Origin of the sequence: Pseudoflavonifractor sp. An176, from assembly GCF_002160435.1 — a bacterium.
GTDB lineage: Bacteria > Bacillota > Clostridia > Oscillospirales > Oscillospiraceae > Enterenecus > Enterenecus faecium.
Genome location: NZ_NFKO01000014.1, coordinates 19,260 through 31,887, shown reverse-complemented (window position 1 = coordinate 31,887; position 12,628 = coordinate 19,260). Strand labels below are relative to the sequence as shown.

The 12,628-nt window shown below is 60.9% G+C and carries 11 protein-coding genes; 8 read left to right on the top strand and 3 right to left on the bottom strand.

What is annotated here, in order from left to right:
• The first annotated feature begins 31 nt into the window (after window positions 1–31).
• The 3 genes from tpiA to eno all read left to right on the top strand — a co-directional run bounded on the left by tpiA (window position 32) and on the right by eno (window position 4,059).
• The gene (gene tpiA, locus B5F12_RS07455) at window positions 32–808 is read left to right on the top strand and encodes a triose-phosphate isomerase (RefSeq protein WP_087232630.1); all 777 of its coding nucleotides are present in this window, start codon (window positions 32–34) and stop codon (window positions 806–808) included.
• Between the two features lie 330 nt (window positions 809–1,138).
• Window positions 1,139–2,662 (top strand): 2,3-bisphosphoglycerate-independent phosphoglycerate mutase, encoded by a 1,524-nt coding sequence (gene gpmI, locus B5F12_RS07450; RefSeq protein WP_087232627.1) that lies wholly within the window; start codon window positions 1,139–1,141, stop codon window positions 2,660–2,662.
• A 95-nt stretch (window positions 2,663–2,757) separates the two neighbouring features.
• The gene (gene eno, locus B5F12_RS07445) at window positions 2,758–4,059 is read left to right on the top strand and encodes a phosphopyruvate hydratase (protein WP_087232624.1); all 1,302 of its coding nucleotides are present in this window, start codon (window positions 2,758–2,760) and stop codon (window positions 4,057–4,059) included.
• An 838-nt stretch (window positions 4,060–4,897) separates the two neighbouring features.
• Here the strand turns inward: eno and B5F12_RS07440 are convergent.
• Complete coding sequence (locus B5F12_RS07440; protein ID WP_087232621.1) at window positions 4,898–6,337, bottom strand: trypsin-like peptidase domain-containing protein; 1,440 nt, start codon at window positions 6,335–6,337, stop codon at window positions 4,898–4,900.
• A 224-nt stretch (window positions 6,338–6,561) separates the two neighbouring features.
• Here B5F12_RS07440 and B5F12_RS07435 point away from each other — a divergent pair, with 224 nt between their 5' ends.
• Window positions 6,562–6,774, top strand: a complete 213-nt coding sequence (locus B5F12_RS07435; protein WP_242954918.1) for a helix-turn-helix transcriptional regulator — start codon at window positions 6,562–6,564, stop codon at window positions 6,772–6,774.
• Between the two features lie 72 nt (window positions 6,775–6,846).
• Here B5F12_RS07435 and ytvI read toward each other — a convergent pair whose 3' ends face one another.
• Window positions 6,847–8,007 (bottom strand): sporulation integral membrane protein YtvI, encoded by a 1,161-nt coding sequence (gene ytvI, locus B5F12_RS07430; RefSeq protein WP_158096777.1) that lies wholly within the window; start codon window positions 8,005–8,007, stop codon window positions 6,847–6,849.
• Between the two features lie 174 nt (window positions 8,008–8,181).
• On the opposite strand from ytvI, the gene B5F12_RS07425 reads away from it, so the two are divergent.
• Genes B5F12_RS07425 through B5F12_RS07415 form a run of 3 tightly spaced genes read left to right on the top strand, consistent with a single transcriptional unit; the run spans window position 8,182 to window position 10,941 of the window.
• Window positions 8,182–9,921 carry an ABC transporter ATP-binding protein gene (locus B5F12_RS07425; RefSeq protein ID WP_087232688.1) on the top strand — a complete coding sequence of 580 codons (1,740 nt, stop codon included), beginning with the start codon at window positions 8,182–8,184 and terminating at the stop codon, window positions 9,919–9,921.
• Complete coding sequence (locus B5F12_RS07420; RefSeq protein ID WP_087232611.1) at window positions 9,918–10,709, top strand: YlmH/Sll1252 family protein; 792 nt, start codon at window positions 9,918–9,920, stop codon at window positions 10,707–10,709. Before B5F12_RS07425 ends, B5F12_RS07420 begins: the two co-directional genes overlap by 4 nt.
• Before the next feature lie 22 nt (window positions 10,710–10,731).
• Window positions 10,732–10,941: a DUF896 domain-containing protein gene (locus B5F12_RS07415; protein WP_087232608.1), complete on the top strand. Its 210-nt coding sequence runs from the start codon at window positions 10,732–10,734 to the stop codon at window positions 10,939–10,941.
• A gap of 48 nt (window positions 10,942–10,989) precedes the next feature.
• Here the strand turns inward: B5F12_RS07415 and B5F12_RS07410 are convergent, their stop codons facing one another.
• Complete coding sequence (locus tag B5F12_RS07410; protein ID WP_087232605.1) at window positions 10,990–11,205, bottom strand: cold-shock protein; 216 nt, start codon at window positions 11,203–11,205, stop codon at window positions 10,990–10,992.
• Window positions 11,206–11,480: 275 nt separating this feature from the next.
• Here B5F12_RS07410 and B5F12_RS07405 point away from each other — a divergent pair, with 275 nt between their 5' ends.
• The gene (locus B5F12_RS07405) at window positions 11,481–12,617 is read left to right on the top strand and encodes a cysteine desulfurase family protein (RefSeq protein ID WP_087232602.1); all 1,137 of its coding nucleotides are present in this window, start codon (window positions 11,481–11,483) and stop codon (window positions 12,615–12,617) included.
• Window positions 12,618–12,628: the final 11 nt, after the last annotated feature.

Genomic DNA, 12,628 nt, shown 5'->3' with positions numbered 1-12,628 from the left:
CACATTTATACAGAAAGGACGACTCAATCTTATGAACCTGAAATATCGTAAGACCATCATCGCCGGCAACTGGAAGATGAACAAGACCCTGTCCGAGACCCGCGCCTACGCCGAGGCCATCAAGCCCCAGCTGGGCAAGCACAAGTGGTGCGAAGTGGTGCTGTGTGTTCCCGCTGTGAACATCCCCGGCGCCGTGAAGCTGTTCAAGGACACCCGTCTGGCCATCGGCGGCGAGAACTGCCACTACGAGGCCTCCGGTGCTTTCACCGGTGAGGTCACCGTGGAGATGCTCAAGGAAGTGGGCGCTAAGTACGTCATCATCGGCCACTCCGAGCGCCGTCAGTACTACAACGAGACCGACCTGACCGTCAACAAGAAGGTCCACGCCGCCCTGGAGGCCGGTCTGCGTCCCATCGTGTGCGTGGGCGAGAGCCTGGAGCAGCGCGAGCTGGACGTCACCGAGGAGCTGATCACCTATCAGGTGAAGATCGCTCTGGCTGGCCTGACTGAGAGCCAGGTGCGCCGCGTGGTCATCGCCTACGAGCCCATCTGGGCCATCGGCACCGGCAAGACCGCCACTGCCGAGCAGGCTGGCGCTGTGTGCTCCCACATCCGTGGCGTAATCCGCAAGCTGTACGGCGCCCGCGTGGCCCGTGCCGTCACCATCCAGTACGGTGGCTCCATGAACGCCAAGAATGCCGCTGAGCTGCTGGCTCAGCCCGACATCGACGGCGGCCTCATCGGCGGCGCTGCCCTGAAGCCCGACGACTTCATGGCTATCATCAACGCTGCTAACCAGGAAGCGTAAGGATAGACGCATAGGGTCGCTAAGCCCAGAGCGGATGGGCAAAGCCCAGGGGCGGCGCACTGACCGCACCGGGTTTGCCCGGAGTCGGCGGGCTTAGAGGCCCGGCCATGCGTCCAATCCGAGCGTGACAACAGGAAGCGTAAGGATAGACGCATAGGGCCGCTAAGCCCAGAGCGGATGGGCAAAGCCCAAGAACGGTGTACCTTCCGTTCTGGGTTTGCCCGGAGTCGTCGGACTTAGGGGCCCGGCCATGCGTCCAATCCGAACGTGACAACAAGAAGCGTGCGGATAGGCGCATTGCCAAACAATTTGAAATAGTGAGGCTTAGTCATGAAAACTCCTACTACTCTCATCATCATGGACGGCTTCGGCATCTCCTCCTGCCAGAACAAGCCCGGAGACAACGCCATTGCCGCCGCCAAGACCCCCAATCTGGACAAGATTTTCGCTGAGAATCCCCGTTGCTGCCTGTCCGCCTCCGGCCTGGACGTGGGCCTGCCCGACGGCCAGATGGGTAACAGCGAGGTGGGCCACACCAACATCGGCGCTGGCCGCGTGGTGTTCCAGGACCTGCCCCGCATCTCTCTGGACATTGAGAAGGGCACCTTCTTCCAGAACGCTGCCTACGTGGGTGCCATGGACGCCTGCAAGGAGAAGGGCACTGCCCTGCACCTGTACGGCCTGCTCAGCGACGGCGGCGTGCACTCCCACATCACCCACCTCTTCGCTCTGCTGAAGATGGCCAAGGAGCGTGGCCTGACCAAGGTCTATGTTCACTGCTTCCTGGACGGCCGTGACGTGCCCCCCTCCTCCGGCAAGAGCTACGTCGAGCAGCTCCAGGCCAAGATGAAGGAGCTGGGCGTGGGCCAGATCGCCACCGTCATGGGCCGCTTCTACGCCATGGACCGTGACAACCGCTGGGAGCGCGTGGAGCGCGCCTATCAGGCCATGGTCTACGGTGAGGCTCCCTTCTGCGCCGATGCCGCTCAGGCTGTGCAGGAGTCCTATGACAAGGGTGTCACCGACGAGTTCATGGAGCCCGTGGTGTGCACCAAGGGCGCCGAGATCGGCGAGGGCGACTCCATCATCTTCTACAACTACCGTCCTGACCGCGCTCGCGAGATCACTCGCAGCTTCGTGGACCCCGAGTTCACCGGCTTTGAGCGCAAGAAGGGCTTCTTCCACGTGCAGTACGTGTGCACCACCGAGTATGACGCCACCATGCCCAACGTGGTGGTGGCCTACCCCCGTGAGAAGCTGTCCAACATCTTCGGCGAGTATATCTCCCGCATGGGCCGCACCCAGCTGCGCATTGCTGAGACCGAGAAGTACGCTCACGTCACCTTCTTCTTCAACGGCGGCGTGGAGCAGACCTTCCCCGGCGAGGATCGCTGCCTGATCCCCTCCCCCAAGGTTGCTACCTACGACCTGCAGCCCGAGATGAGCGCTGCCGAGGTCACCGAGGAGTGCGTCAAGCGCATCGAGAGCGGCAAGTATGATGTCATCATCCTCAACTACGCCAACTGCGACATGGTGGGCCACACCGGTGTGTTTGACGCCGCTGTGAAGGCCGCCGAGGCCGTGGACACTGGCGTGGCCAAGGTTGTGGCTGCCACTGCTGCCATGGGCGGCGTGTCTATCATCACCGCCGACCACGGCAACGCCGAGCACATGCTGTCCGAGGACGGCACCCCCTTCACCGCCCACACCACCAACCTGGTGCCCTGCTGCCTGGTGGGTGCGGACGTGAAGCTGCGTGACGGCCGCCTGGCCGACCTGGCTCCCACCATGCTGGACCTCATGGGCCTCAGCAAACCCGAAGAGATGACCGGTGAGACCCTGATCGTCCACTAAGCACCACCCTGATGTGGTTATCCGGCGGGCAGGCCCTCTAGGGACTGCCCACCTGAAGATAACATTCTCTACGATTTGAAAGGAGATTGATTCCCATGAAAAACATGATCGAAATCGTTGACGTCGTCGCTCGCGAAATTCTGGACTCCCGCGGCAACCCCACCGTTGAGGTTGAGGTGGTCCTGGAGGACAACACCGTGGGCCGTGCTGCTGTGCCCTCCGGCGCTTCCACTGGTATCTACGAGGCCTGCGAGCTGCGTGACGGCGACAAGAGCCGCTACATGGGCAAGGGTGTGGAGAAGGCTGTTGCCAACGTCAACACCGAGATTGCTGAGGCTCTGATCGGCATGAACGTTCTGGATCAGCCCGCCATTGATAAGGCCATGATCGACCTGGACGGCACCCCCAACAAGACCCGTCTGGGCGCCAACGCCATTCTGGGCGCTTCTCTGGCCTGCGCCAAGGCCGCTGCTCAGTCCCTGGGCACCAGCCTGTACAACTACATTGGCGGCGTGAACGCCAAGATCCTGCCCATGCCCATGATGAACATCCTCAACGGCGGCGCTCACGCCACCAACAACGTGGACATCCAGGAGTTCATGATCATGCCCGTGTCCGCTCCCTCCTTCCGTGAGGCTCTGCGCCGCTGCGCCGAGGTGTTCCACACCCTGAAGACCGTTCTGAAGGAGAATGGCACTCCCGCCGCTGGCGTGGGTGACGAGGGCGGCTACGCTCCCAACCTGAAGAAGGACGAGGACGCTCTGAAGGTGATCGTCCAGGCCATCGAGAAGGCCGGCTACAAGCCCGGCGAGGACTTCATGATCGCCATCGACGCCGCCGTGTCCGAGTGGTACAACGAGGAGACCGGCTGCTACGACCTGCCCAAGGCCAAGAAGACCATGACCAAGCAGCAGATGGTCAACATGTGGAAGAAGTTCGCCGACAACTACCCCATCATCTCCCTGGAGGACGGCATGGGCGAGAACGACTGGGAAGGCTGGGGCATGCTCACCAAGGCCATCGGCGACCGCGTCCAGCTGGTTGGCGACGACCTGTTCGTGACCAACGTGTCCCGTCTGTCCACCGGCATTGAGAAGAAGGTTGCCAACGCCATCCTGATCAAGGTCAACCAGATCGGCACCCTGACCGAGACCCTGGACGCCATCCAGATGGCTAACCGCGCTGGCTACACCGCCGTCGTCTCTCACCGTTCCGGCGAGACCGAGGACACCACCATCGCTGACATCTCCGTGGCTCTCAACGCTGGCCAGATCAAGACCGGCGCTCCCAGCCGCACCGACCGTGTTGCCAAGTACAATCAGCTGCTCCGCATCGAGGAGGAGCTGGGCGATGCCGCTCAGTACCTGGGCCGCGACGCTTTCTTCAACCTGCGCTAATCGGTCATACTTCAATGACAAACAAGCCCCTGACTCTCTCACGAGAGCCAGGGGCTTGTGCTTTTGTGGCGTAGGCAGAGGGACTCACCTTCTACATAGCCTAGTTTCAGGGTAGCCAGCCTGGTGGGGACGCTCCCCGCTTGGGGTTCCTTTTGCACGGCCAAAAGGAACCAAAACCCGCTTAGGGCGTTCCCCCCTAAGGACCTCCCTGGGGTACCAGGCTGGAACTGCGTCCAGTTGCTTTTCGGCCCGTCACTCCTGCTATTCTCCTGTCACTGCCACCAACCCAGGCCACTCTGGGCAGCTGGCCCTACGGCTAGGCGGTGCCTACGTCCGGGCCTACTCTGGCAGAGCGGTGTCTTAGCCACCGCCGGGTGACACCACCGCCCCCCTGGTAGAACGTCGTAGGGGCCGGGCTTGCCCGGCCCGCTGCTTCCCTGGCTTTGCCCTGAGACATTCGGGAGGGGCAAGCCCCTCCCCTACACCCTGCATATGAAAATCCGTGCCGCAGGCACACCATAATTATTCATTATACATTCTTCATTATTCATTTTTCGTTCTGCCTCCCTCCCCTCCTGCGCAATAAAGTCCTATTTATTGGACTTTCTCTGTGGTACACTTCAACCATCAAAGAAGAACGCCTGAACCCAGGCTTGAAAGGAAGTGTCCCGCCATGTATGAGCTGGAGTATGTCAGAGGTCATGTAGAAGTGTTTTTCAACGGAGAATTCTGCTTCTCCGCCGACAATCGGCGGGAAGCGGAAGCAGAGCTGGCCATGTTACAGAGATAAAAAAACAGCAGCGAGAGGAACCTCTCGCTGCTGTTTTGATGTGTCGGATTAGTGGCCGAAGTAGTAGTCCCAGGGATCAAAGTAGCCGTCCTGCATGCTGGTAGTCTGCTGGGGGGCGGGGTCCTGCTGGGTCTGGCTGTTCTGGGTGTTGTTCTTCTCCTCGTCGAAGGTGATGTTGAGGGTCAGGGTCTCACCGGACCGGTACACCTCCAGGGTGGTGCTCTCGCCGGCCTTGAACTGGTTCTTGGCGGCGTTGAGCTCGGCCACGGTGGTCACAGCGGTGTCGCCCAGCTTGGTGATGATATCGCCCTGCTTCAGGCCTGCGGTCTCGGAGCAGGAGCCCTCATTGACGGCGTTGACGTACACACCGGAGGGCCAACCGAAGGCCTTGGCGTAGTCCTCGGTGACTTCCACAGCGGTGATGCCCATGGAGGGACGACCGGTGACATAGCCGTACTGGATGAAGTCCTGGATCATATCAATGACATCGTTGATGGGGATGGCAAAGCCGATGCCCTCAATGGAGGCGGAGCTGGTGTCGCCGTTGTTGGAGTACTTGGCGGAGGTGATGCCCACCACACGGCCATACTGGTCAAACAGGGGGCCACCGGAGTTACCGGAGTTGATGACACAGTCGGTCTGAATCATGTTGATGATGGTGCCGTCGCTCATGGTCACGGAGCGGCCCACACCGGAGACATGACCGGAGGTCTGAGAGAAGGACAGGGTGCCCAGAGCGTTGCCGATGGTGGATACCTGCTGGCCCACCACCAGGGAGTCGGAGTCGCCCAGCACCACAGGCTTCAGGCCGCTGATGCCGTCCATCTTCAGCACGGCCACGTCGTTGGTCTCCTCGCCGCCGATGAGGGTGGCGTCGTACTCCTCGCCGTTGTTCAGGGTCACCTTGATGGCGTTGGCCCCGTCAATGACGTGGTAGTTGGTGACAATGTAGCCGTCCTCGGAGAGGATGAAGCCGGAGCCGCTGGAGGTGCCGGTGTACTGCTGCCAGCCCTGCTGCACCGTCACTTGGCAGGTGACGTTGACGCAGGAGTCGGCGTAGGAGGCGTAGATCTCCTCCAGGGTCATCTCCTTGACCCCGTCCGCCTGCTGCACATTCACCTGGGTGCCCTGGGTGGTGTTCTGGTAGATGGTGGTGCCATCGGAGCTGCCGCCGCCCAGTCTGTCATAGAGGGCAGCGCCGCCCAGGCCAGCGCCGCCGCCCACCAGGGCACAGCACAGGACCAGAGCTGCCACTCGGGTGGCCCCGTTCTTCTTGGGGGGCTTGGGGGCGGGGTTGACATGGAAGTTGGAACCGGTATCGTTGTTCTCGCCGTTGGGCGTCCAGCTATATCTGTAAGCTCCGTCGTCATTGGGGCCGCTGCCCTGAACGAACTTGGGGTTCTGATTCTCACCGTTAAAGCCGTTGGAATCCAAAGGCTGGAACCCGTTGTCGAAGCCGTTCTGATTGTTATTATTTTCTTCAAACATATGGATCGCTCCTTGTTTTTTGATCTGAACAAAGGGTACTAAATAATTATGTCCAGATTATGACATGAATTCAAATTGATTATAAACAAACGCAAAAAATTGGCAAGGGCCTGTTGCAGCAATGCTACTTCTCAAAAATGCAAGCATTTTTTCGAGGGGATGCAGCCCGCTGCATGCATAATCGGGTCAAAGGGCGACCCGATTCCACACTGGCGGGCTGAGAAGTGTTTTTTTCGATGCGCATGTCCCCCCAGGCCTATTTGCTGGACGTGCGCATCCGCCAGGCCTGCACCCTGCTGACCCACTCGGATTTGACCATCACCAACATTGCCCGCTCGGTGGGGTATGAGGACTCCCTGTACTTCTCCCGCCTGTTCCGCCGCAAGAAGGGCCAGACCCCCAGCCAGTACCGGAGCACCCACCAGAGCCCCGAATAGAATATCGAAAAAGGGCAAAAAATACTGCAACCCTCCTCCGAACTCGGGAGTCTGGTTGCAGTATTTGTTCTCTTATTTCCGGTGTCCGCTTTTCAGGATGGCGGCCACGTCGGAGGCAGCGGCGGACAGGTCTGCCATGACGGGGGAGAAGATGCCCAGCTTAGTCAGGTTGATAAACACCAACAGCAGCAGCGGGCCCACGATCATGCCCAGCACGCCCCCCAGGAGCATACCCACATAGATGCCCACCAGGGAGAGGATGGGGGACAGCCCCGTCTGATCGCCCAGAATCTTGGGCTCGCCCAGGCGACGGAACAGGGCGATGATACCCCAGATAATCATGAGCTGGGCGGCGTGGGTGTAGTTTCCGGTGATGATATCCACCACCGCCCAGGGCACCATGATGGTGCCGGAGCCGATGATGGGGATGAAGTCCAGCACCGCAAAGCCCAGGGCCAGCAACAGGCCGTAGGACTGCCCGATGAAGAAAAAGCCCAGGGAGAGGATGAGAAACACCACAAAGGAGATAATCAGCTGGCTCTTCAGATAGCCGCCGAAGGCCTCCATGAAGATGCGCCGCACCTCACCGCAGAAGCTGCGGGCGGGGGCAGGCACTCGGTCGGTGATGAAAAACCGCAGCCGGGGATAGTCGGCGGTGATGAAGTAAGTGGCCATCAAAAACACGATGGTGGCCACCACAAAGGAGGACACCTGGCCCACCAGGGAGGGGGCCCGGTCCGCCACCACCTTCAGCCAGCCGGACACGTCAATGTCCCGCACCCAGGTCTCCACCAGCTGGGCCAGCCGCTCTCCGGCGTTGTAGGCTCCCCCGGGGAGCAGGTCCCCGAAGCCGCCCAGCCAGTCCACCACCTCGTCCAGGTTGGTGAGCACGCTGTCCACAATGCCGCCCCAGTTCTGGAACAGGGCCTGCACCTGGTCCACGGCCATCCAGGTCAGCGCCCATAGCACGCCGCCCACCAGGCCGAACACCACAATGAGCAGCGTCATGGTGATGATGCCCCGGGAGATGGACAGCTTCTTTTGCAGCCAGCGCACCAGGGGATTGAGCATCCAGGAAAGAACCAGGGCCAGTACAAAGGGGCTCAGCCACGACAGCAGCGGCAGCACACCAAAACGCAGGGCCAGTAGGGCCAGCACCAACAGCACAGCCCGCACGCCCAAACGCAGCCACAGTTCCCCCCGCTGCTTCCAGGTCAGTTGAATGGGTTCCAAACACACCACTCCTCTCCACAGGCCCGCCGTCCGTCAGAGCCCATTTGATCACGGTTGCACAAATTTTACCTTGCAAGTCATGATTATACTCCCAGTCCGCCGCATTGACAACCCCAAACCCCTCAGGTATACTAATTTAATATGATTTTAATGGGAGGAATGATCGTGGATCGTATGAAATTTCAGAGAAGCCATGTGTCTATCTTTTTGTCCTACTACAAGCCACACCTGCACCTGTTTTTGCTGGATATGGCCTGTGCGTTGGGCATCGCCCTGATCGACCTGGCTTTCCCCTACCTGTCCCGGCTGTCCATGCAGGAACTGCTGCCCCAGAACCTGTTTGGGGCCTTCTTCGGGGTCATGGGCTGTCTGCTGGCGGCCTATCTGCTGCGGGCGGGGATGTACTACATCGTCACCTATCTGGGCCATATGATGGGGGTGCTCATTGAGGCGGACATCCGCCGGGACCTGTTTGGACACATGCAAAACCTGTCCTTCTCCTTCTATGACAAAAACCGCACCGGCCAACTGATGAGCCGGGCCACCACCGACCTGTTCGAGATCACCGAGCTGGCCCACCACGGCCCCGAAGACCTGTTCATCTCGGTGATCACTCTGGGCGGCGCCTTCTGCCTGATGCTCACCATCCAGTGGAAGCTGGCCCTTATCGTCTTTGCCGTGGTGCCCCTGTTTGTGATCTTCACCATCTTCCAGCGTCGGCGGATGATGAAGGCCTCGGTGCAGGTCAAGCAGAACATGGCGGGCATCAACGGCCAGCTGGAGTCCTCCATCTCCGGCATGCGCACCGCCAAGGCCTTCGCCAACGAGGAGCAGGAGAATCGGAAGTTCCAGCAGTCCAACAACCAGTTCAAGGGAGCCAAGCGGGACTACTACAAGGCCATGGCCACCTATATGGCGGGGCTGGAGTTCGCCCTGCCCGCCATGAACGTGCTCACCATCACCGCTGGCGGCTGGTTCATCCTCCAGGGTGAGATGAACTACATTGACCTCATTACCTTCGCTCTGTATATCTCCACCTTCCTCACCCCCGTGCGCAAGCTGGCCGCCTTTGTGGAGCAGTTCCTCAACGGCATGGCAGGCTTCAAGCGGTTTGTGGAGCTGATGCGGGTGGAGCCTGCGGTGCAGGACGCCCCCGACGCCGTGGACATGGACACCGCCAAGGGCGACATTCTGGTGGACGACGTGTCCTTCTCCTACGAGGACGGGGAGACCGTGCTGGACCACGTGTCCATCCACATTCCCCAGGGGGAGACGGTGGCGGTGGTGGGCCCCTCCGGGGGCGGCAAGTCCACCCTGTGCCAGCTCATCCCCCGCTTCTATGACGTCACCGGGGGCCGCATTCTGGTGGACGGCATGGACGTGCGCCACCTCACCCAGCAGTCCCTGCGCCAGAACATCGGCATCGTCCAGCAGGACGTGTTCCTCTTTGCCGGCACCATCTACGACAACATCCGCTACGGCAAGCCCGACGCCACCCAGGAGGAAATTATGGAGGCGGCAAAGCGGGCGGAGATCTACGACGATATCATGGCCATGCCCGACGGCTTCCAGACCTACGTAGGTGAGCGGGGCGTCATGCTCTCCGGCGGCCAGAAACAGCGGGTGTCCATTGCCCGGATTTTCCTGAAAAATCCCCCCATCCTCATTCTGGATGAGGCCACCTCCGCTCTGGACTCGGTGACCGAGGCCCGCATCCAAAGCGCCTTTGACGAGTTGGCAAAGGGCCGCACCACCCTCATCATCGCCCATCGGCTGTCCACCATCCGAAACGCCCACCGCATCATTGTGGTGGATGACAACCGGATTGTGGAGGAGGGCACCCACCAGGAGCTGCTCCAGAGCGGCGGGGAGTACGCCCAGCTGTACAACGCCCAGAAGAGTGTATCCGTATGAATAAGACCGAACTATTAAACAAATTCGCCAAGGACGGGGAGCAGCGCACCCAGCTGGCCCGGGTCCTGGACCAGATGCAGCGTGCCGACACCCGGTCCATCCCCTGCGCCACCCAGTTTCTCTCCCCCGCCCTGCGGGCCAGCGTGGAGCTGCTGCTGGACGCCTGCGGCCACCCCAAGCATCGGTTCTGTGGGGGCTACGAGGACGCCGAGCGCACCGTGTGCGTCTTTCTCCCCCACTGGCAGGAGACGGAGGACTACGTGGCCGAGGAGGAGCTGGCGGCGGTGTCCGCCGCCTTCCCCCGCCAGGCCGATCTCACCCACCGGGACATTCTGGGTGGCCTCATGGGCATCGGCATCACCCGGGAGAAGCTGGGGGACATCCTCATGGGAGACCACCAGGCCCAGATTGTGTGCCTGCGGGAGGCCCTTCCCATTGTGCTCTCCCAGTTCAGCCAGGCGGGGCGATACCCCCTGAAGCTCCAGGAGATCCCTCTGGAGCAGCTCTCCCCCGCCCCCCAGACTGTGAAGGAGATCCACGACACCGTGGCCACCCTGCGGCTGGACGCCGTGATGGCCTCCGGGTTCTCCCTGTCCCGGTCCAAGGCGTCCCAGCTCATCACCACCGGACGGGTGTCGGTGAACCACCTGGAGTGCCTGAAAACCGACCGCCTGGTGGAGGAGGGGGACGTGCTCACCTGCCGGGGGCTGGGTAAATGTGTGTTAACTCAGGTGGGGGGCCAGTCCCGAAAGGGGCGGGTCATCCTCACCTTGCACCGCTATGTATAATATCGAAGGAGGAACACCCTCTATGACGGAAGAAAAGATTGCCCGTATCAACGAATTTGCCCGCCGGGTCAAGGCCGGAGAGGCCCTGTCTCCTGAAGAGCTGGAGGAACGGGCGGCCCTGCGGAAAGAGTACATCGACAGCGTGAAGGCCAGCCTGGTGGGAAACCTGGAGAACACCTATTTGGTGGACGAGAAGGGCAACAAAGTAAAACTGCCTAAGAAGAAGCAATAAAAAAATTGCCGTCTGCACCGAATGCAGACGGCAATTTTTTGGGTTTTATTACTCGGCCACGGCCACCACGTTGGTAGCACGCACGCCCTTAGCGCCGCGGGGATCGGGCTCGGTCTCGAAAGTGACCTTCTGGCCCTCCAGCAGCTTCTTGTAGCCCTCAGCCACGATGGCGGAGAAGTGCACGAACACGTCCTCGCTGCCGTCGTCGGGGGTGATGAAGCCATAGCCCTTCTCAGCGTTGAACCATTTGACAATACCGGTCATGTGGGATTCCTCCTGAATCAAAAATTGCGGTTTTGAGGCAAAAGAGAAGCCCATCCCTTTCATGTACGAAAAGGGTGGGCGCAACAGTTCATACATCAAAACAACGTGATTATTATAGCATTGCCTCCCCAGAGGTGTCAAGAATTTTCCTGTCGCACCCTGTCTGCTCCGCCCAACATTCTCCCCGTCCGGGGTGTTGACATTTCCCTTCCCCATCAGTAGAATGTTATCTGCTCGTTTGCAAATATTATATTAATGTAAGAAGGTCTGTATCTATGTCCGTCACTTACTTCGATTATGCCGCCACCACTCCCGTCTCCCCCCAGGCCATGGAGGCCGTGATGGAGGCCCTGCAACACTTTGGCAACCCCTCCTCCCGCTATCCTCTGGGCCGAGAGGCCGCCCAGGGGGTGAAGACCCACCGGGAGACGGTGGCCAAGGCTCTGGGCTGCTCCCCCCAGGAGGTGTACTTCACCTCCTGCGGCACCGAGGGCAACAACTGGGCCATCCGCCGAGGGGTGGAGCTCAACCGCCGGAAGGGCAAACACATCATCACCACCGCCATTGAGCACGCCGCCGTGCTGGAGACCTGCCGGGACCTGGAGCGCCAGGGCTATGAGGTGACCTACCTCAAGCCGGACCGGGAGGGCCGCATCAACCCCCAGGACCTGGCCGCCGCCCTGCGCCCCGACACCGCCCTGGTGTCCATGATGCTGGTGAACAACGAGGTGGGTTCCGTGCTCCCGGTGGCCCAGTGTGTGAAGCTGGTGAAGGCCTATGACAAGACCATTCTGTTCCACTGCGACGCCGTCCAGGGCTTTTTGAAGGTGCCCTACACCATGGCCTCCCTGGGGGCGGACTTTGTGTCGGTGAGCGGCCACAAGATTGGGGCCCCCAAGGGCATTGGCGCCCTGCTGGTGAAAAAAGGCGTCCGTCTCACTCCCTACCTCACCGGAGGCGGGCAGGAAAACGGCATGCGCTCGGGCACCGAGCCCACCGCCCAGATCGCCGGGTTTGCCGCCGCCTGTCAGGCCACCATGGCCCAGACTGACCGCCTCCAGCGCACCGCCGCCATCAAGGCCTACACCCTCCAGAAGCTGCACGAGGCGCTGCCCCAGCTGGAGGTCATCACCCAGGGGGACGCCCCCCACATCTGCGCCGTCACCCTCCCCGGGTATAAGAGCGAGGTGGTGGTGCGGGTGCTGGGGGATGCGGGCATCTGCATCTCCTCCGGCTCCGCCTGCCACAAAGGCAAGCCCAGCCACGTCTTTGCCTCCCTGGGGCTGCCCAAGCCCTGGCTGGACGGGGCGCTGCGCCTGTCCTTCTCCCCCGCCTCCACCCAGGAGGAGGCGGACCGACTGGTGGCCGCTCTCAAAGAGGCCGCCGCCACCCTGTTTACCACCCTGTCCTAATCTTATCGTAC